A 17,050-nucleotide genomic window follows, 5' to 3' on the forward strand; every position below is an offset into this window, starting at 1 on the left:
CCGTCACTTCACGGCGCCAAAGGTCAGGCCGCGCACCAGCTGCTTCTGGCTGAACCAGCCCATGATCAGGATCGGCGCGATCGCCAGCGTCGAGGCCGCCGACAGCTTGGCCCAGAACAACCCTTGAGGGCTTGAGAAGGAGCTGATGAAGGCGGTGAGGGGTGCTGCCTCGGTGGTGGTCAGCCGGATCGTCCAGAACGCCTCGTTCCACGCCAGGATGATGTTGAGCAGCATCGTCGAGGCGATGCCCGGCACCGCCATCGGCGTCAGCACATAGACGATCTCGTTCCAGAGCGAGGCGCCGTCCATGCGCGCCGCTTCCAATATCTCGCCGGGGATCTCGCGGAAATAGGTGTAGAGCATCCACACCACGATCGGCAGGTTGATCAGCATCAGCATGATCATCAGGCCGATGCGGCTGTCGAGCAATCCGGTATCGCGGAAGATCAGGTAGATCGGGAACAGCACGGCAACCGCCGGCATCATCTTGGTGGAAAGCATCCACATCAGGATGTCCTTGGTCCACTTGCCCGGCGAGAACGCCATCGACCATGCCGCCGGTATGGCGACAAGCAAGGCCAGAATGGTCGAGCCGACCGACAGGAATACCGAGTTGAGGAAGAACTTGAAGTAGCCGCTCTGCGCCTCGACCGCGGTATAGCTCTCCGTGGTTCCCGACGGAAACAGGTTGAAGCCCTGGATGGCCTCCTGCTCCGACTTGAACGAGGTGATGATCGTATACAGGATCGGGAAGAAGACCAGCAGGGCGACGATCCAGGCGGCCGCGGTCGCAATCGTCTTGTGCTGGGTGCTGACTGCACGTGCCATGGTCAGGTCCTCCCGTATCGGCGATGTTGGCGGCAGGGTCGACCCCCACTCCGGTTTGCTGCGCAAACCACCTCTCCCCCGATCGACGGGGTAGAGGAAGGGCGCGGCTTCGATGCAGGCGTTTCCTCTCCCCCGGGCAGGGGGAGAGGTGTCCCGCGTAGCGGGACGGAGTGGGGGTGGTTCAGCGCACGCAGCATCGTTTCCTCCCTATTTGTCCAGGTTCTTGCCGACCGCGCGCATGGCGAAGAAGGCGACGATGTTGGCGAGAATGACGGCGAGGATACCGCCGGCGGATGCTTGGCCGATTTTGAACTCCAGCAGCGCCTTCTGGTAGACGAGGAAGGGCAGGTTGGTGGAGGCGTAACCGGGGCCGCCATTGGTGGTGACGAGGATCTCGGCATAGACCGACAGCAGGAAGATCGTCTGGATCAGGATGACGACGGTGATGGCGCGCGACATGTGCGGCAGCGTCAGATAGATGAAGCGGCTGATGAAGCCGGCCCCGTCCATCTCGGCGGCCTCTTTCTGCTCGCCGTCTAACGACTGCAGCGAGGTCAAAAGAATCAATGTCGCAAATGGCAGCCACTGCCAGGCGACGATGATGATGATCGCCAGCATGGGATATTGCCCGAACCAGTCGATCGGCTGCCCGCCGAAGAAGCGCGCAATATCGGCAAAGACGCCGTATTGCGGATGCATGATCATGTTCTTCCAGACCAGCGCTGCCACCGGCGGCATGACGAAGAACGGCGAGATGACGAGGATGCGGACGATGCCCTGTCCCCATATCGGCTGATCGAGCAGGAGGGCCAGCAGGATGCCGCCGATCACCGTGATCAAAAGCACGCTGACCACGAGGATAAGCGTGTTGAGGATCGACTGCAGGAATGCCGGGTTTGAATAGAAGAGCGCGTAGTTCGAGAAGCCGACGAACCCGTCGCGGATCGGGTTGAGCGGGTTGTACTGCTGGAAGGAGAACCACAGGGTGAACGCCAGCGGCACGATCATCCAGACGAACAGCAGCACCACGGATGGCGCCATCATGAAGCGGGCAAGCGAACGGGTCTGCTGAGTAGCCATGACGGTCACCCTTCAAAGGTCAGCCAAATTTTCGAAAGTGTGAAGGTGGCCGCCCGAACTGGGATTCGGGCGGCCCCTTTGCCGGCCATGATAGGCAACCGGCGTTCGGCACCGGGAGGAGCCTTACTGGATATAACCGCCCTCGGTCATCGTCGCGGTGGCAGCGTCCTGCGCCTGCTTCAAGGCGTCGTCGACGCTCGTCTGGCCGGCGAGTGCCGCCGAGAACAGCTGGCCGACAGTCGTGCCAAGGCCCTGGAACTCGGGGATGGCGACGAACTGGACGCCGACATAGGGCACCGGCTTGACGGTCGGATGCGTCGGATCGGCGGCGTTGATCGAGTCCAGCGTCATCTTGGCGAAGGGCGCCGCCTTCTGGTATTCGGGGTTGTTGTAGAGTGAAGTGCGCGTTCCGGGCGGAACATTGGCCCAGCCTTCCTTCGATGCGACGAGCTCGGCATAGGCTTTGCTGGTTGCCCAGGAGACGAATTTCTGAGCGGCGTCAGCCTTCTGCGTGCCGGCTGGAATGGCCAGCGACCAGGCCCACAGCCAGTTGCCGCGCTTGCCAAGCCCGTTGTCGGGAGCAAGCGCATAACCGACCTTGTCTGCGACTGTTGAGTTCTTCGGGTCGGAGACGAAGGACGCGGCGACGGTGGCGTCGATCCACATGCCGCACTTGCCCTGCTGGAACAGCGCCAGGTTTTCGTTGAAGCCGTTCGAAGACGCGCCCTCGGGGCCATTGGCCTTCATCAGGTCGACATAGAACTGCAGCGTGTTCTTCCACTCGGGCTGGTCGAACTGCGGCTTCCAGTTCTCATCGAACCAGCGTGCGCCGAAGGAGTTCGACATGGCGGTCAGGAAGGCCATGTTCTCGCCCCAGCCGGCCTTGCCGCGCAGGCAGACACCGTTCACGCCGCTAGCGCGATCCGTCATCTTGTCGGCGGCTTGCTTGATGAAGTCCCAGGTCGGCGCGTCGGGCATGGTCAGCCCGGCCTTCTCCATCAGGTCCTTGCGGTACATGACGAAGGAGCTTTCGCCGTAAAACGGCGCTGCGTAAAGGGTGCCGTCGACCGACAGGCCGCCGGCGATCGCCGGGATGATGTCCTTGACGTCATAGTCGTCGCCGAGCTTGTCGAGCGGCAGCAGCCAGCTCTGCTTGGCCCAGATCGGAACCTCGTAGGTGCCGATGGTCATCACGTCGTACTGGCCACCCTTGGTGGCGATGTCGGTGGTGACGCGCTCGCGCAGCACGTTCTCCTCGAGCGTGACCCACTGGAGCTGGATGTCGGGGTTCTTGGCGGTGAAGTCGTCGGTCAGCTTCTGCATGCGGACCATATCGCCATTGTTGACAGTGGCGATGGTGATGGATTCGGCATGCGCGGCGAACGCAAAAGCGCTGGCCGACAACAGACCCAGGGTGAGCGTGCGAAGTTTCATCAAATTCCTCCCATAGACCAAGCTGAGCATTTGCCTTGGCTATGGGCAATTACTCACTCTCCGTGAATTATGTCAAGCCGGATTCGTTGCTGCAGCGCAGCACGCAGCCTCGTGCGGGATTCGGTTCCGGACGGTTTGAATAAGCTTGCCGGCGCCCCAGACCTCGGGTTTTCGGCGCGGCGTATCGACCTATTGGCCGGCGATCTCAGCCAGGATCCATTCGCGAAAAGCGCGGATCTTCGGCACGTTGCGCCGCGCCTGGGGATAGACCAGCCAATAGGCATGGCCGTCGTCGCCGACCAGATCGAACGGCTGGATCAGGCGGCCATCGGCAAGCTCGGCGTTGAAAAGCGCGGCCGTCACGATCGCCACGCCCTGCCCGGCGATCGCGGCGTTGGCCTCGTAGGCCTGCGCACCCATGCTGGAGCCGGGGCGCTTGGCCAATTCCTCGACCGGCAGGCCGGCGGCGATAAACCAGTCCCGCCACCAGATGTCGCCGGGGTCGAGGATCGGCAGGCGCAACAGATCGGCAGGCTCCTTCACCCCGCCAATGGACGCCGCGAGTTTCGGGCTCAGCATCGGCGTGAAATCCGCATTGAAAAGCTTGTGCACTTCCACGCCCGGCCAGTTTCCCCCGCCTGAACGGATGGCGATGTCGATATCCTCGCGGGTGAAGTCGACCACGCGGTTCGATGTGTCGAGGCGAACCGCCAGCGACGGGTGCGCGACCTGAAACGAGCCGAGATGCCGCGCCAGCCAATTCGAGGCAAAGGTCAGCAGCGTCGAGACACAGAGCACCCCATCGGCGCCGCTGCGCGCGGCAGCATATGCTCCGCCCAACAGGGCGAACGCCTCGCTGACCGCAGGCGCCATGCGTTGCCCCGCCTCGGTCAGCACGATCTGCCTTGGCCGGCGCAAGAACAGAGGCGCGCCGACGCGCTCCTCCAGGAGCTTGATCTGATAGCTCGCCGCCGCCTGCGTCATGCCAAGCTCGCCGGCGGCCTTGGTGAAGGAAAGATGCCGCGCCACCGCCTCGAACACGCGGATCGCCTGAAGCGGAGGGAGTTGGGAGACCTGCCGTGACTTGAGTTCAGGCATAAGCCCTCCTTATGGGCCGTGATCGACGTTTGATTGGCAGCAAGGCGCCGTGAAGCCGATATTTGTGGTCGACGCATCAATCAGTTCAAGCATAGCGAAGGCTGACGATCATGACCACGATCCAGGAAAAGCTGTTTCTAACGCCAGGCCAAAGCTGGTTTTCGCGGCTGGCGCGCGGGCTTGCACGGCACGCGGCGAGAAAACGGGCCTATCTCGACATCAGGGAACTGCCGTCGCATCTGCAGCGCGACATGGGTTTTCTCGATGGCAACGATCCTTACGGTCGGCACAAATAGCCTTGCTGGACTTATCCCTAATCAACTGGCCGCCAGCAAAGCGGCGGCGGTCCGCTCGTCGGTGATGAGGCCGTTGACCAGCCGCCGGTTTACAGCCGCAAGGATGCCGGGCAGCTTCCGCTCGCCCATGGCGAGCGCGATCACCAGAGACTTTTCGCGCGACGGCAGCGACGCCGAAGACACCCTGTCATTGGTGATGCCCTCGATCATCCGGCCTTCGCGATCGAAGACCCAGCCGACGATCTCGGCGACGCCGCCGGCTTTCTGCAGCGCCTTCAATTCACTTTCCGAAATGAAGCCGTCTTCATAGAGCGGCGCCTTCGGGCCGAGATCGCCGATGCCGATGAACGTGACGTCGGCTTCCGCTGCAAGCGCCAGCGTCGGTTGAATCATCGGTTGGCTGAGCAGCATCTCGCGCTCCTCCGGCGAGGAGGCGATGACCGGCAACGGCATCGGGAAGGAGCGCGCCTTGACCCTGTCGGCCATGGTGAAGATGACGTTGTAGAAGGCGGCCGAGCCGTCGGGCGAGATGTTGCCGGTCAGCGACACGACCTTGTGCTGAGGGCATTCCATCGGCGGCAGCTGCTCGATTGCCGCCTTCAGCGTGCGGCCGGTGCCGATCGCCATGACGATCGGCGTCGGCGACCGCAGCCGCCGTTCAATCTCGGCCGCCGCCGCCTCGGCGACGCCGATGATGGTCGAGGAGGAAGCAGGATCGCTCGGCACCACCTCGACCAGATCGAGCGCGAAGCGCGATTTCAGTCGCGCCGCGAGATCGAGGCAATTGGCGATCGGGTGGTCGACGCGCACCTTGATCAGCCCTTCCGACACCGCCAGCGACACAAGCCGCTGCGCCGTCTGCCGTGAGATGCCGAGCGTCGAGGCGATCTGGTCCTGCGTGTTGCCGGCGACATAATAGAGCCAGCCGGCGCGTGCCGCGTCGTCCAGCCTGTTGCTGCCGCTGTCCTGCCGGGAATTCAACTTGCTGCCTCCCTGCCCCGAGCATCAAGGCGGGGGCGCTTTACTTTTAAGGGGGAATGCGCTTGTGCGCAATTGCCTATCACCAGAGCAATTGCTTAGGTGAACTGCCCGAGGCGCCTGTGGTGCTTAGAGTGGATGATCGTAGCCAAGCAATTTTTGAAGTCCCGCAATGTCCGTGCAGTCAGGCGCGGCGGTTTATCTCCCGACGCAAACCCTTTAAGGGATTCAGACAAAGGAGCCTCGCATGACGCCGAAAGCGGTTTTCTGGGACATGGACGGCACGCTGGTCGATAGCGAGCCGTTGCACGAGGCGGCGCTGGTGGCGGCGCTGCACAGCGTCGGCATCGCGGCGCCGGCCAACCTGCATGAGCGGGTGCTGGGCATTGCCGCATGGCCGGTCTACGAGATGCTGCGCGACGAGTTCGGCCTCGACCTGCCCTTCGACGACTGGATCGTGCGCAAATACGATCACTATCTGCCGATGGCCGAGACGCTGAAGCCGCGCATCGGCGCGATCGAGATTTTTAACGAGCTGCGCGCGCTTGGCGTGGCGCAGGCGGTGGTGTCCAATTCCGACCGGCTGATCGTCGATGCCAATCTGCGCGCGGTTGGCCTCTTCTATCCCGGCATGAAGACAATCAGCCGCAATGACGTGCACGAGGGCAAGCCGCACGCCGAACCCTTCCTGCGCGCCGCTTGGCTGGCCGGTGTCGATCCGGCCGATGCCGTGGCCGTCGACGACAGCGTGACCGGCGCCACGGCGGGGCTGGCGGCGGGGATGAGGACGATCTTCTGGCCGGAGGCGCCTATGGACGGGCCGCCCGGCGCGATCGTCATCAACAGCGCCGACGAATTGCGGGCGGAGCTGGGGCTTTAAGTATCAGTTCCGGTAAACAGGCTCCTGCTCGTCGAGGATCGCCTTCAATTCAGACAGGTGCCGTTCGGCCTGGCCGGGATAGTCCTCTTGCTCCAGCGCTGCTTTTTCCGCGATTTCATCCGGCAGGACCCGCAGCGGACGGCCGGTCCACAGCGCCTTGATATAGGTCTCGGCGGCGCGCTCGAAATAGAACATGCGGTTGAAGGTGTCGGCAACGGTATCGCCGATGACCAGCACGCCATGGTTGCCCATGACCATCACCCTGACCTTCGGATCGGTAAGCAGTTGCGAGCAGCGTTCGCCCTCCTCCTCGAAGGCGAGTCCGCCATAGTGGCCGTCGACGACGTGGCGGTTGAAGAAGATCGCCGAGTTCTGGTCGATCGGCGGCAGCGTCGAGTCGGCGAGCGAGGCGAGCACCGTGGCGTGGATCGAGTGCACATGCATGACGCAACGCGCATGACGCACATTGCGATGGATGGCGCCGTGCAGGCCCCATGCCGTCGGGTCGGGCGCATTCGGGCCGGAGAGCGTATCGGGATCGTTGGCGTCGATCAGCAGCAGGTCGCTCGCCTTGATGCGCGAGAAATGCACCTGGTTGGGATTCATCAGGAATTGCGAGCCGTCAGCGTTGACGGCCAGCGAGAAATGATTGGCCACCGCCTCGTGCATGTTGAGCCGCGCCGTCCAGCGGAAGGCGCAAGCCAGATCGACGCGCTCCTCGTAGAAAGGCAGGTTGGTCAGCATTTCCTTCTGCAGGCGGGCGATGCTCATCGAAAACCTCCGTGAAAGAAGCAAGGATGCCGCGCGCCGGTGGGACGCGCAACCGGTTTCGTTTGGTGCAGGCGAGCGCCGTCGCCTTACGCCGCAGTGCTTCTGGCGGCGTCGACCCGCAGCCCGCCATGCTCGATGATGAAATCGATCACCTCCCGCAGGCCCTTGCCGCGCGACAGGTCGGTGAAGCCGAACGGCCGCTTGCCGCGCATGCGGGCAGCATCTGCCTCCATGACATCGAGATTGACGTTCACATAGGGGGCGAGATCGCTCTTGTTGATGACCAGGAAGTCGGACCGCGTGATCGCCGGTCCGCCCTTACGCGGGATCTCCTCGCCCTGGCAGACCGAGATGACGTAGAGCGTCAGATCGGCGAGGTCGGGGGAAAATGTGGCGGCGAGGTTATCGCCGCCGGATTCGATGAAGACGATGTCGAGATCGGGAAATTTCTTGGTCATCTCGGCGATCGCCTGCAGATTGATCGAGGCGTCCTCGCGGATGGCGGTGTGCGGGCAACCGCCGGTCTCGACGCCGATGATGCGATCCTCGGGCAACGCTTGGAGCCGGGCCAGCATCATGGCGTCTTCCTTGGTGTAGATATCGTTGGTGACGACGGCGATGGAAAACTCGTCGCGCAGTGACTTGCAGAGCTTTTCGGTGAGCGTGGTCTTGCCGGAGCCGACCGGGCCGCCGATGCCGATGCGAAGAGGACCATTGGCTTGGGTCATGCGGAAAACTCCGTGATGGCAAGAATGGCGAAGCCGAGCCCGATCAAAAGGCACAGCGGCGAATAATAGCGGACATCGAACCGCGCGAAAGGCTGTTCCGGCGTCAGCCGGCGCCACCAGGGCGTGAAACCGGCAATGCCGCGCCCGAGGAAGACCAGCGCGATGAGCAGCGCCGTCGCGGCAAGCCCGGTCTTGGGAAAGGGCGTGGCAAACACGCCTTCAAGCGCCATCGGCCACAGCGTCGCCAGGCCGAGGCAGGCAGCAACGGCAAAAGAAGCGAAGGGCGCCGGCATCTCGTCGACGCCGCGAAAGCCGACCACCGCGCGGGCGCAGGAGGCAGCGTCGCTGCCCGGCCAGATCCCGCCAATACCCCAATAGACATGCAGCGTGGTGATCAGCAGCAGGACGATTGAGAGAATGAAGGCAAGTACGATCATGAGCGGAACAGCCGGGAATACTGGGTTTCGTGCTTCATCGCCATGATGTCGGAGACGAAGGCGCAGCCGCCGAGATCGTCAAGCGTCGAATTGGAGGCACGGGACGCCGTTTCCAGCGCCAGCGGCTCAAAGCCGGCGAGCAGCGCGGTGGCGCCAGTCTGGCCGACGACGCCGAGCCGGATCGCCGCCTGGACGAGATTGGAAAAGAAACTCTGCAGGAAGGCCGACAGCGCGTCCTGCAGCGCGATGGCGTTGCCACCGGCAGTTGCGCCGACTGCGACGCAATAGGGGCACTCGGCCGGCAGACGGTCCAGCACCTGACACGGCCAGGCCGATGCCGCCTTCAGGAAGGCGGCACCCTGCAGCATGGTCTCGGTGTGGCGCTCGCGCGAGCCAGCCAGGGCCTCGGCGAGTGCGGCGATCTCGTCGAGATCGCCGGCTTGCCGCGCGCGCCGCCAGCTTTCGGCAAACAGCACGGCATCGTTCCAGCCCGAGCCCATCTCGACCAGCGTCTCCAGCCATGCGGCGAGGTCTTTGCTGTCGGCAACCAGTCCGTCGTGCACGGCGCGTTCGAGGCCATGGCTGTAGGAAAAGCCGCCGACCGGAAAGGAAGGCGACAGCCACGCCATCAGCCGCAACAGGGCGATGTTAGAAGGCTGGTCAGTCATGGTCGTGCGAATGGCTGTGGGAGTGCGATTCGCTATGGGCATGGGAATGCGCCTCAGCGTGGCTGTGTGCATGCGCTTCGGCATGGGCATGACCGTGACTGTGCCCAGAATAGGCGCCGCGCACCGGCTTGAACGGTTCGGAGACGTCGCGCACGGTCGCGCCCAGCCCTTCCAGCATCGCCTTGATGACATGATCGCGCAGGATGAGTATGCGTTCCGCCTCGATGGCGGCCGCCAGATGGCGGTTGCCGATATGCCAGGCGAGCTCGGTCAGATGAACATGGCTCAAGGCGCGGATGTCGTAGAGCGGCTCCTCCGCGGCGATGATCTCGACATGGCGGCCATCCTCAAGCACCAGCCGGTCGCGATCGCCCAAAGCAACCGGCTCGGGCAGGTCGACCAGTATCTTGTCGCCGCCTGAAGTCTCGATGGCGCGGCGACGCAGGTGCCGCTCGTCATGGGCAAGCACGGCCCGATCATAGGGCGTGACCGCTCCCGCTTCGCCGGCGGCAAGCACGGAGACGGCACGCGGGAATTTAGTGAAGTCGGTGCGGATATCGAGCTTCATGTAACACCTGCCTTGCAAAAAGCTTAGTCCGTTCCAGGCATCGACCCAATGCCAGCGCATGACCCCGAAATCGAATTCGATTTCGGGAAGGATCATGCGCCAAGTCAAGTTTCTACAGCGTCCTTTGCGCGTCCGAAAGGACGCGCGGGGCTGTAGTCAAACGATCGTGTCGAAGAGCCGCAGGATAAACGATATCTGGTAGACGAGGGCGGCGGCGACAAAGGCGATGTGGAAGCGGCGATCGCGGACAAGCATCGCGATGATGCAAAGCGCGACGAACACCGGCGTGCGGAACAAATATTCAACGCCGAAGCGGGCAAAATGCTCGGGCCCTTTCAGAAGCGTGTCGATCACATCGAGCAAGTAAGTCGCCGCCAGCAGGCCGAAGAACCAGGCACGGCGCGAGTAGAAAAAATCCTCGTAGCTGGTGTAGTCCAGCATCGAGTCCGGAAACAGCAGCGCGCAGAGCAGGAACAGCGTGACTGCGTAGAAGATGATGAACAGGTACTTGCCGAAGGTCCAGGTCTCGATCTGAAACAGGCCGAACTCCCACCACCAGAAATGCACCAGCATCAAGAGCACCGACACAACCCAGGCCAGATGCACCGAATAGAGCCGGTACTGTCCGGGATGCTGGACAATGCGGGCCACCCCGGACAGCAGCCGCGTGACGCCAAGCCCGATCACCATGCCCAAGATGATGCGGATGTGGGGGAATATGTCGTGGGCGTAAGGGAGTTGCTGGTTCATAAACGCCCAAGGAGGATTCGGTGCAATGGGGCTGTTTAAAGCGTCGCGGCCTAAAGGCTTAATCGCGGATAAGTTGATCCGACGACCAAGGAGCACCCGGAAAAAAATCGTGGTGGAGTATGTCTCTGATCGAATACGGGCAGTCGACAGGAAAATCCCGCTCGTTCAGACCCGTCTCGTCGGCCGTCTTTAGCCTCGCCATCCTGAATTCCCGTCCGAGCTGTTGCCCAGGATAAGCTTTCAGGCTTGGGCTTTCGTCGAGCAGGTTTTCGATCTGATATCGCTGCTCGCGGATTGTCATCAACCATCCTGCTTTACGCTTCTCGGGTTGAAATTGCCATTTGAGGAGGTGCAGTAGCAAGTTGCCCAGCCTGCTTCTGATCTCTCTTTTGTCGCTACGCCCCAAACTCTCGATCTCCTCCGCCAGATTTTCTCGATCGAGGTCGGACAGACGACCTTCGCGCAGCAGCGCGCCTTGTTCGGCGCACCACTGAGCATAGTCGGCCTCGTAGGGCGTCAATTGCTGTTTTCGAAAAATCTTGTTCATCCAGCGTATATTGCTCCAAAGGGTCCAGATTTCCAAGTTGGAAGCAAAAGATGGAGCCGATCAGGCGCTTCTCCGAAGCGTTTTCAGCGCGGCGGTTGACAATCCGTGCACAGTTTTGGGCGAGCAGCTGACAGAACGCGCGCGCTTAGCCGTCAGAGACATTTGACCAATTCATGAACTTTGGTGAAGTTGATTGGTTAGAACAAAAAGTACCTTTGTGCCATCGGCAGCACCGTGGCCGGCTCGCAGGTGAGCAATTCACCGTCGGCGCGGACCTCATAGGTTTCAGGGTCGACCTCGACATGCGGGGTGGCGTCGTTGAGCACCATCGAGTGCTTGCCGATGCCGCCGCGGGTGTTTTCGACGGCGACCATCTTTTTGTCGACGCCGAGCCTGCCGCGCAGGCCGGCATCGAGCGCGGCCTTGGAAACGAAAGTCACCGACGAATTGGTCATCGCCTTGCCATAGGCGCCGAACATCGGCCGGTAGTGCATCGGCTGCGGTGTCGGGATCGAGGCGTTGGGATCGCCCATCGGGGCGGCGGCGATCATGCCGCCGATCAGCACCATGTCAGGCTTGACGCCGAAGAAGGCCGGGTTCCACAGCACCAGATCGGCGCGCTTGCCGACCGCCACCGAGCCGATCTCGTTCGACAGGCCATGCGCGATGGCCGGGTTGATCGTGTATTTGGCGATGTAGCGGCGGACGCGGAAATTGTCGTTGTCGCCGGTTTCCTGCGGCAGCGAGCCGCGCTGGCGCTTCATCTTGTCGGCGGTCTGCCAGGTGCGGATCGCCACTTCACCGACGCGGCCCATGGCCTGGCTGTCCGACGAGATGATCGAGAAGGCGCCGATGTCCTGCAAAATGTCTTCGGCGGCGATGGTCTCCTTGCGGATACGGCTTTCAGCAAAGGCGATGTCTTCGGGGATCGACGGCGACAGATGATGGCAGACCATCAGCATGTCGAGATGCTCGGCCAGCGTGTTGACGGTGTAGGGGCGGGTCGGATTGGTCGAGGACGGGATGACGTTGGGCAGGCCGCAAACCTTGATGATGTCTGGCGCATGGCCGCCGCCGGCGCCTTCGGTGTGGAAGGCGTGGATGGTGCGGCCCTTGATGGCTGCCACCGTGTTCTCGACAAAGCCGGACTCGTTCAGCGTGTCGGTGTGGATCATTACCTGCACGTCGTAATCGTCGGCGACCGACAGGCAGCAGTCGATTGCCGCGGGCGTCGTGCCCCAGTCCTCGTGCAGCTTCAGCGAGCAGGCACCGCCCAGCACCATCTCTTCAAGCGCGGCCGGCAAGGATGCGTTGCCCTTGCCCGACAGGCCGATGTTCATCGGGAAGGCGTCGAAGGACTGGATCATGCGCGCCATATGCCACGGCCCAGGCGTGCAGGTCGTCGCCAGCGTGCCATGCGCCGGGCCGGTGCCGCCGCCGAGCATGGTGGTGATGCCTGACATCAGCGCTTCCTCGATCTGCTGCGGGCAGATGAAGTGGATATGCGCGTCGAAGCCGCCAGCGGTGAGGATCTTGCCCTCGCCGGCGATGATCTCGGTGCCGGGGCCGATAATGATGGTGACGCCGTTTTGCATATCCGGATTGCCGGCCTTGCCGATCGCGGCGATGCGGCCGTCCTTGAGACCGATGTCGGCCTTGAAGATGCCGCCCGACGCATCGACGACCAGCGCATTGGTGATGACGGTGTCGACCGCGCCTTGGGCGCGGGAAACCTGGCTCTGGCCCATGCCGTCGCGGATGACTTTGCCGCCGCCGAATTTCACCTCTTCGCCATGAAGGGTGAGATCCTTTTCGACCTCGATGAACAGCTCGGTATCGGCAAGCCGCACCTTGTCGCCGACGGTCGGGCCGTACATCTGGGCATAGGCGGCGCGGGTGATTCTAGCCATCGGCAATTGCTCCTGAAATGCGGCCCAAAATACAGCCGGTCGAAGCCCGGCCCCACATTGTCGCCATCCTATGGTCACGCAATGACCCGCTGGGCGACACTTTCCGATCCCATTTAACGTTTGAGGTGGCTGGGCCACCCCAAAACGACCGTTTGCCAATCGATGGAAAGGAAGATCCATGCGCAAAACGATACGTCTCGCAGCCGCCGCCACCCTCCTGCTCGCGACCGCTGCCAGCGCCCAGCAACAGCCTGCGCCGCAACCCGGTGAGCCGCCGGCTTCGCCCGCTCCCGCGGCGCCCGGCGCTCAGCCGGAAGTGCCGGCGATTCAGACCGTCAACGTCGTCGACATCGAAGAACTGCCCGAGGAAACGAAGACGAAGGTCAATGAAGTGATCGCCAAGCGCGGCGAGGATGGCCTGCAGAAATTGCGCAGCTCGATCGACGCGACGCCCCAGGTCAAGTCCGCGCTCGAAGCCAAAGGACTCACCTCGGCGCAAGTGATCGCCGCCAGCATGGACACCAATGGCGCGCTGACCTTGATCACCAAGAAAGCGAGCTGACGATGCGCTATGGCGGGCCGGCGCAAGGTCGGCCCGCCGCATCGGGGAGGGAACCTTCGCAGGGCAGAACACGTTTCGATTTTTTGGCGTAGAAACGAGCCTCGAAAGAGGCTCTGAGAGCGAGCGATGGCGATCACCACCTTCCCCGACACAAGATGGCTGCATATGATTGCCGCAACTGCGTTTCTCGCGGCGACCGTCCCCCAGGCCGCGCTGAATGCGCAGGGTCTTGAAGGCCCGGACACCGTCAACAGGATCATCGGCTCGGAGGTTGGCCAGGAAGAGACCAACACGGCTGTGGAGGCCGGCAAAGTCGCCACGGCGATCGACCGGACGCGTGAAAACATCGGCGCGGTGCGCAAGACCTCCAAGCTCAACAAGGTCGATATCGTGTTCCTCACCGATGCCGCGCGCACGGAAGGCGGTCCGCCGCCGGAGATCGAGACCAAGGTTAAGGAACATCAGGAAGACATTGCGGAACTGCGCAAGGAGATCGAGGCGAACGCATTGCTGTTCAACGCCATCGACTCGCGACGCGTGCTGACCGAAGACGTTCTCGCCGTGGAATTCGACGATCCCGGAAAGGTCGTCATCTACGCTGCGGCCAAGCCACCCAGCTGAGCCGGAACTGCTCGACGCCTTGGATATCACAGCGCGCCCATGATCTTCTGCTGAAACCCATAGACTTCACGCTTGCCGCCGAGCGGCACCAGCGTGACGTCGCGCTCCTGGCCGGGCTCGAAGCGCATGGCCGTGCCGGCTGCGATGTCGAGGCGCATGCCTCGCGCCTTGTCGCGATCGAATTTCAACCCCTCATTGGTCTCGAAGAAGTGATAGTGGCTGCCGACCTGGATCGGCCGGTCGCCGCTGTTGGCCACTTTCATCGTGATGGTCGGTTGGCCCTTGTTCAGTTCGATCTCGCCGCCTGCCGTGATGATTTCGCCCGGGATCATCGCCAGCCTCACAAGACGCCGAAGGCGAGGCCGGCACCGACGGCCGCACAGGCGCCGCCGGCGGCGCGCGCAAGGCCTGGGAACCTGATGCCGAGGCCAAGACCGGCAACGAGGCCGGCGGCATGGAGCAGCGCAGTGGCGACGGCAAAGCCGGCCATATAACCGAGCCCGCTGGCGTTTTCAGGCACTTCGGTGCCATGGGCGTGACCGTGGAACAGCGCAAACAGGCCGATGATGGCGACGCCGGCCGAGACGGGAAGATCGACCGCAAGCGCGACCAGCAGTCCCAGCGCCACGACCGACGCCAGTATGCCCGGTTCGATGAACGGCAACGGCACCTGCAGCATGCCGAGCGCGTCGCCCGCCAGCATGACGGCGACGAATGCGAGCGGCCATGCGACAACCGCCTTGCCGCCCTTGAGGGCCGCCCATAGCCCGACCGCGATCATCACCGTCAGGTGGTCGAGGCCGGAGAGCGGATGCATGAAGCCGGCTGACCAGGACGAGGTCGTGCAGATGCCGACATGGGCATAGGCGGGCATTGCAGCGGCGAGAAGCAGGACCGCCGAGAGGGACGTGCGTTTGATCGTTGCGGGAACCATCGATATGCCTTCCGTTGTCAGGATCGTGCCGTCACGCGGCATCGCGGGCCGGACCGCAGCCCTCGGCTTTGAAGACGCGCTTTGTCGAAGCGGGATATTTCATCAGCATCGCCGCCGGCCGAATCGGGCGCATGGAGAAATTGCCGCCGCAATTCGGGCAGGCGCCGGCCAGCACATTTGCCACGCAATCGGCGCAGAAGGTGCATTCGAAGGTGCAGATCAGCGCGTCCATTGCCTCAGGCGGCAGGTCCTTGTCGCAGCATTCACAGTTGGGTCGCAGCTCAAGCATTTTCCTCTCCTCACCTTATCGGCCTCACCTTATCGGCTCGTGCACGGTGACCAGCTTGGTGCCGTCGGGAAACGTCGCCTCGACCTGGACGTCGTGGATCATCTCGGCGATGCCCTCCATAACCTGCGCGCGGCTGACGACATGGGCGCCGGCCTCCATCAGCTCGGCGACCTGGCGGCCGTCGCGGGCGCCCTCGACGACGAAGTCGGTGATCAGCGCGATCGCCTCCGGGTGATTGAGCTTGACGCCGCGTTCGAGCCGCTTGCGCGCCACGATCGCCGCCATGGCGATGAGCAGCTTGTCCTTTTCCCTTGGCGTCAGGTTCATGCGTTTCCCTAGGATGGCTTAATCAGGAGTGGCGTAATCGGAATCAGAGTGACCATAATTTGGGCAGACCCGCCCGCCCGTTGAGCAATTCGACGAGCGGAACCAGCCGCTTGCGGAGCTGGTAGCCGTCCTCGGCAAACAGCCTCGCAAGAAGCTTGCCAGATTTCTTCACGCTCCAGACACTGGCGTCGCCCTGGCCGCCGATAATGTCCCGGGCCGGATCGAGCAAAGCCTCCACCCGCGGCGAGATCATCAGCACCGTCGCCATTGCTATGGCGCCGCCGGCCACCGCGGAACGGCCCAGAATGGCCGCAATGCCGGGCCCGATGCGGAAATCCTCGGCATGAACAAGCGCTCCGTCCTGACTGACGCGCCAGCGGTCGTGGAAGCTGCCGTGCGCCGCGCGCTCGCCCATGGCGAGGCGGCCGAAGACGGTCGCCTCGAGCACCAGCGCCTCGGCACCGGCGGCAAGCTCCAGGTCGAGCCTGCGGGCAAAGGCCGATCGATCGAAGACGATGGTTTCCTGCGGCAGCCAGGCGATACGACCGCCAGCGCCGACCGTCAGCTTCACCCGCACCTCGGCGCGATCGGATGCGGCACGGTAGATCTTCTCGCAGGCCTGGGTCGTTATGGTGGCGGAGGCGCCGGCGCCGACATCGACCTCCCAGCCAAGGCGGTCGCCGCCGGTCAACCCGCCGGCGGTGTTGATCAAGACGGCCTCGAGCGGATCGGCCGAGACGGCCGGCATGCGGATCTTGGCGGACCCATCCTGATAGAGGCGCCGAAGACGCGTGCGGTCGCCATTCCTGTCGCAGCCAAGCTGCGCCATTCCGGCGACGCGCTGGGCCGGCAGCACCGAGGTCAGGCCATGTTCGATCGTATCCACGGCGCCAACGTTAAGCACACCGGCGCCTTTGTCGATATATAGGTTGTTGCTTGACAACGTTTCGGTTTCTATAGAGGGAGCCACCTTGGTACGGTCACGCGGCGCCTGGCGGGAGGCGACGATGACGATTTTGAATCCGGGGACAAAAGGGGCGCTGATGAGTTGGCGTCGAGAAACGACAAGGTTGGGGAAGGAACCGAATGGCTGACCAGCTGGCAACGGACATCATCGAGAAGATCAAGGCTCATGCCGAGCCCGGTGGCGAAGAAATCACCACCACTACCGAATTGACCTCACTTGGCATCCATTCGCTGGAACTGACGGAGATCATCTTCGATCTCGAGGAACAGTATGGCATCGAGATCGAGATGAACACGGTCGATGCCTGGAGCAACCTGAAGAACGTCGGCGACATGGTCGAGGCGGTTCGCGCGCTGATCGCGAAAAAAGCCTGACTG

Annotated in this window: 23 protein-coding genes; 5 read left to right on the plus strand and 18 right to left on the minus strand. The window is 62.9% G+C overall.

Features of this window, described 5'->3' with window-relative positions:
* Positions 1 to 3: 3 nt before the first annotated feature.
* The 4 genes from CIT25_RS11240 to gcvA all read right to left on the minus strand — a co-directional run bounded on the left by CIT25_RS11240 (position 4) and on the right by gcvA (position 4,440).
* On the minus strand, positions 4 to 828 hold the full coding sequence (locus tag CIT25_RS11240; RefSeq protein WP_095484590.1) for a carbohydrate ABC transporter permease: 825 nt from the start codon (positions 826 to 828) through the stop codon (positions 4 to 6).
* 207 nt (positions 829 to 1,035) lie between these two features.
* A complete protein-coding gene (locus CIT25_RS11245) occupies positions 1,036 to 1,908 on the minus strand; it encodes a carbohydrate ABC transporter permease (RefSeq protein ID WP_095484591.1) in 873 nt (290 codons plus the stop codon).
* 123 nt (positions 1,909 to 2,031) lie between these two features.
* The gene (locus CIT25_RS11250; protein ID WP_095484592.1) at positions 2,032 to 3,342 is read right to left on the minus strand and encodes an ABC transporter substrate-binding protein; all 1,311 of its coding nucleotides are present in this window, start codon (positions 3,340 to 3,342) and stop codon (positions 2,032 to 2,034) included.
* Between the two features lie 189 nt (positions 3,343 to 3,531).
* A complete protein-coding gene (gene gcvA / locus CIT25_RS11255; RefSeq protein ID WP_095484593.1) occupies positions 3,532 to 4,440 on the minus strand; it encodes a transcriptional regulator GcvA in 909 nt (302 codons plus the stop codon).
* 110 nt (positions 4,441 to 4,550) lie between these two features.
* Between gcvA and CIT25_RS11260 the strand changes: the two genes are divergently transcribed.
* Positions 4,551 to 4,736, plus strand: coding sequence for a hypothetical protein (locus tag CIT25_RS11260; RefSeq protein ID WP_095484594.1), 186 nt, complete (start codon positions 4,551 to 4,553; stop codon positions 4,734 to 4,736).
* 21 nt (positions 4,737 to 4,757) lie between these two features.
* On the opposite strand, the gene CIT25_RS11265 is transcribed toward CIT25_RS11260, so the two are convergent.
* Complete coding sequence (locus CIT25_RS11265; RefSeq protein ID WP_095484595.1) at positions 4,758 to 5,717, minus strand: sugar-binding transcriptional regulator; 960 nt, start codon at positions 5,715 to 5,717, stop codon at positions 4,758 to 4,760.
* Between the two features lie 244 nt (positions 5,718 to 5,961).
* Here CIT25_RS11265 and CIT25_RS11270 point away from each other — a divergent pair, with 244 nt between their 5' ends.
* Entirely contained in the window at positions 5,962 to 6,594 is a 633-nt protein-coding gene (locus tag CIT25_RS11270; protein ID WP_095484596.1) for an HAD family hydrolase, read from the plus strand.
* 3 nt (positions 6,595 to 6,597) lie between these two features.
* Here the strand turns inward: CIT25_RS11270 and CIT25_RS11275 are convergent, their stop codons facing one another.
* From CIT25_RS11275 to ureC, 8 genes are all read right to left on the minus strand, one after another.
* Positions 6,598 to 7,365, minus strand: a complete 768-nt coding sequence (locus CIT25_RS11275; RefSeq protein ID WP_095484597.1) for a class II aldolase and adducin N-terminal domain-containing protein — start codon at positions 7,363 to 7,365, stop codon at positions 6,598 to 6,600.
* 86 nt (positions 7,366 to 7,451) lie between these two features.
* Positions 7,452 to 8,093: an urease accessory protein UreG gene (gene ureG, locus CIT25_RS11280; RefSeq protein ID WP_095484598.1), complete on the minus strand. Its 642-nt coding sequence runs from the start codon at positions 8,091 to 8,093 to the stop codon at positions 7,452 to 7,454.
* The gene (locus CIT25_RS11285; protein WP_095484599.1) at positions 8,090 to 8,530 is read right to left on the minus strand and encodes a DUF3995 domain-containing protein; all 441 of its coding nucleotides are present in this window, start codon (positions 8,528 to 8,530) and stop codon (positions 8,090 to 8,092) included. Before CIT25_RS11285 ends, ureG begins: the two co-directional genes overlap by 4 nt.
* Positions 8,527 to 9,198, minus strand: coding sequence for an urease accessory protein UreF (locus tag CIT25_RS11290; RefSeq protein ID WP_095484600.1), 672 nt, complete (start codon positions 9,196 to 9,198; stop codon positions 8,527 to 8,529). The genes CIT25_RS11285 and CIT25_RS11290 overlap by 4 nt, the downstream gene beginning before the upstream one ends.
* Positions 9,191 to 9,766 (minus strand): urease accessory protein UreE, encoded by a 576-nt coding sequence (locus tag CIT25_RS11295; protein WP_095485084.1) that lies wholly within the window; start codon positions 9,764 to 9,766, stop codon positions 9,191 to 9,193. Before CIT25_RS11295 ends, CIT25_RS11290 begins: the two co-directional genes overlap by 8 nt.
* Positions 9,767 to 9,922: 156 nt before the next feature.
* Positions 9,923 to 10,516 (minus strand): hypothetical protein, encoded by a 594-nt coding sequence (locus CIT25_RS11300; RefSeq protein ID WP_095484601.1) that lies wholly within the window; start codon positions 10,514 to 10,516, stop codon positions 9,923 to 9,925.
* Between the two features lie 58 nt (positions 10,517 to 10,574).
* A complete protein-coding gene (locus CIT25_RS11305) occupies positions 10,575 to 11,063 on the minus strand; it encodes a DUF29 domain-containing protein (protein WP_095484602.1) in 489 nt (162 codons plus the stop codon).
* 197 nt (positions 11,064 to 11,260) lie between these two features.
* Positions 11,261 to 12,973, minus strand: a complete 1,713-nt coding sequence (gene ureC / locus CIT25_RS11310) for an urease subunit alpha (protein WP_095484603.1) — start codon at positions 12,971 to 12,973, stop codon at positions 11,261 to 11,263.
* Positions 12,974 to 13,151: 178 nt separating this feature from the next.
* On the opposite strand from ureC, the gene CIT25_RS11315 reads away from it, so the two are divergent.
* Positions 13,152 to 13,535 (plus strand): hypothetical protein, encoded by a 384-nt coding sequence (locus tag CIT25_RS11315; protein WP_095484604.1) that lies wholly within the window; start codon positions 13,152 to 13,154, stop codon positions 13,533 to 13,535.
* Positions 13,536 to 13,661: 126 nt separating this feature from the next.
* A complete protein-coding gene (locus CIT25_RS11320; protein ID WP_095484605.1) occupies positions 13,662 to 14,156 on the plus strand; it encodes a hypothetical protein in 495 nt (164 codons plus the stop codon).
* 26 nt (positions 14,157 to 14,182) lie between these two features.
* Here the strand turns inward: CIT25_RS11320 and CIT25_RS11325 are convergent, their stop codons facing one another.
* Genes CIT25_RS11325 through CIT25_RS11345 form a run of 5 tightly spaced genes read right to left on the minus strand, consistent with a single transcriptional unit; the run spans position 14,183 to position 16,535 of the window.
* The gene (locus CIT25_RS11325; protein ID WP_077374464.1) at positions 14,183 to 14,488 is read right to left on the minus strand and encodes an urease subunit beta; all 306 of its coding nucleotides are present in this window, start codon (positions 14,486 to 14,488) and stop codon (positions 14,183 to 14,185) included.
* An 8-nt stretch (positions 14,489 to 14,496) separates the two neighbouring features.
* Positions 14,497 to 15,090: a HupE/UreJ family protein gene (locus CIT25_RS11330; protein WP_095485085.1), complete on the minus strand. Its 594-nt coding sequence runs from the start codon at positions 15,088 to 15,090 to the stop codon at positions 14,497 to 14,499.
* Between the two features lie 31 nt (positions 15,091 to 15,121).
* Positions 15,122 to 15,379 carry a DUF1272 domain-containing protein gene (locus CIT25_RS11335; RefSeq protein ID WP_095484606.1) on the minus strand — a complete coding sequence of 86 codons (258 nt, stop codon included), beginning with the start codon at positions 15,377 to 15,379 and terminating at the stop codon, positions 15,122 to 15,124.
* A 24-nt stretch (positions 15,380 to 15,403) separates the two neighbouring features.
* Positions 15,404 to 15,706 carry an urease subunit gamma gene (locus tag CIT25_RS11340; protein ID WP_095484607.1) on the minus strand — a complete coding sequence of 101 codons (303 nt, stop codon included), beginning with the start codon at positions 15,704 to 15,706 and terminating at the stop codon, positions 15,404 to 15,406.
* 43 nt (positions 15,707 to 15,749) lie between these two features.
* Positions 15,750 to 16,535 carry an urease accessory protein UreD gene (locus CIT25_RS11345; protein WP_095485086.1) on the minus strand — a complete coding sequence of 262 codons (786 nt, stop codon included), beginning with the start codon at positions 16,533 to 16,535 and terminating at the stop codon, positions 15,750 to 15,752.
* Positions 16,536 to 16,792: 257 nt separating this feature from the next.
* Between CIT25_RS11345 and CIT25_RS11350 the strand changes: the two genes are divergently transcribed.
* Positions 16,793 to 17,047, plus strand: a complete 255-nt coding sequence (locus CIT25_RS11350) for an acyl carrier protein (RefSeq protein ID WP_095484608.1) — start codon at positions 16,793 to 16,795, stop codon at positions 17,045 to 17,047.
* The last annotated feature ends 3 nt before the right edge of the window (positions 17,048 to 17,050 follow it).

It is taken from the genome of Mesorhizobium mediterraneum, from assembly GCF_002284565.1.
GTDB classification, from domain to species: Bacteria; Pseudomonadota; Alphaproteobacteria; order Rhizobiales; family Rhizobiaceae; genus Mesorhizobium; species Mesorhizobium mediterraneum.

What these genes read in the sequence shown, in the direction of transcription:
- CIT25_RS11285 (WP_095484599.1), bottom strand. Translation starts at nt 8,530, where the DNA reads ATGATCGTACTTGCCTTCATTCTCTCAATCGTCCTGCTGCTGATCACC.
- CIT25_RS11295 (WP_095485084.1), bottom strand. Translation starts at nt 9,766, where the DNA reads ATGAAGCTCGATATCCGCACCGACTTCACTAAATTCCCGCGTGCCGTC.
- CIT25_RS11325 (WP_077374464.1), bottom strand. Translation starts at nt 14,488, where the DNA reads ATGATCCCGGGCGAAATCATCACGGCAGGCGGCGAGATCGAACTGAAC.
- ureC (WP_095484603.1), bottom strand. Translation starts at nt 12,973, where the DNA reads ATGGCTAGAATCACCCGCGCCGCCTATGCCCAGATGTACGGCCCGACC.
- gcvA (WP_095484593.1), bottom strand. Translation starts at nt 4,440, where the DNA reads ATGCCTGAACTCAAGTCACGGCAGGTCTCCCAACTCCCTCCGCTTCAG.
- CIT25_RS11320 (WP_095484605.1), top strand. Translation starts at nt 13,662, where the DNA reads ATGGCGATCACCACCTTCCCCGACACAAGATGGCTGCATATGATTGCC.
- CIT25_RS11350 (WP_095484608.1), top strand. Translation starts at nt 16,793, where the DNA reads ATGGCTGACCAGCTGGCAACGGACATCATCGAGAAGATCAAGGCTCAT.
- CIT25_RS11275 (WP_095484597.1), bottom strand. Translation starts at nt 7,365, where the DNA reads ATGAGCATCGCCCGCCTGCAGAAGGAAATGCTGACCAACCTGCCTTTC.
- CIT25_RS11335 (WP_095484606.1), bottom strand. Translation starts at nt 15,379, where the DNA reads ATGCTTGAGCTGCGACCCAACTGTGAATGCTGCGACAAGGACCTGCCG.
- CIT25_RS11315 (WP_095484604.1), top strand. Translation starts at nt 13,152, where the DNA reads ATGCGCAAAACGATACGTCTCGCAGCCGCCGCCACCCTCCTGCTCGCG.
- CIT25_RS11340 (WP_095484607.1), bottom strand. Translation starts at nt 15,706, where the DNA reads ATGAACCTGACGCCAAGGGAAAAGGACAAGCTGCTCATCGCCATGGCG.
- CIT25_RS11240 (WP_095484590.1), bottom strand. Translation starts at nt 828, where the DNA reads ATGGCACGTGCAGTCAGCACCCAGCACAAGACGATTGCGACCGCGGCC.
- CIT25_RS11305 (WP_095484602.1), bottom strand. Translation starts at nt 11,063, where the DNA reads ATGAACAAGATTTTTCGAAAACAGCAATTGACGCCCTACGAGGCCGAC.
- CIT25_RS11330 (WP_095485085.1), bottom strand. Translation starts at nt 15,090, where the DNA reads ATGGTTCCCGCAACGATCAAACGCACGTCCCTCTCGGCGGTCCTGCTT.
- ureG (WP_095484598.1), bottom strand. Translation starts at nt 8,093, where the DNA reads ATGACCCAAGCCAATGGTCCTCTTCGCATCGGCATCGGCGGCCCGGTC.
- CIT25_RS11290 (WP_095484600.1), bottom strand. Translation starts at nt 9,198, where the DNA reads ATGACTGACCAGCCTTCTAACATCGCCCTGTTGCGGCTGATGGCGTGG.
- CIT25_RS11300 (WP_095484601.1), bottom strand. Translation starts at nt 10,516, where the DNA reads ATGAACCAGCAACTCCCTTACGCCCACGACATATTCCCCCACATCCGC.
- CIT25_RS11245 (WP_095484591.1), bottom strand. Translation starts at nt 1,908, where the DNA reads ATGGCTACTCAGCAGACCCGTTCGCTTGCCCGCTTCATGATGGCGCCA.
- CIT25_RS11250 (WP_095484592.1), bottom strand. Translation starts at nt 3,342, where the DNA reads ATGAAACTTCGCACGCTCACCCTGGGTCTGTTGTCGGCCAGCGCTTTT.
- CIT25_RS11345 (WP_095485086.1), bottom strand. Translation starts at nt 16,535, where the DNA reads ATGGCGCAGCTTGGCTGCGACAGGAATGGCGACCGCACGCGTCTTCGG.
- CIT25_RS11270 (WP_095484596.1), top strand. Translation starts at nt 5,962, where the DNA reads ATGACGCCGAAAGCGGTTTTCTGGGACATGGACGGCACGCTGGTCGAT.
- CIT25_RS11260 (WP_095484594.1), top strand. Translation starts at nt 4,551, where the DNA reads ATGACCACGATCCAGGAAAAGCTGTTTCTAACGCCAGGCCAAAGCTGG.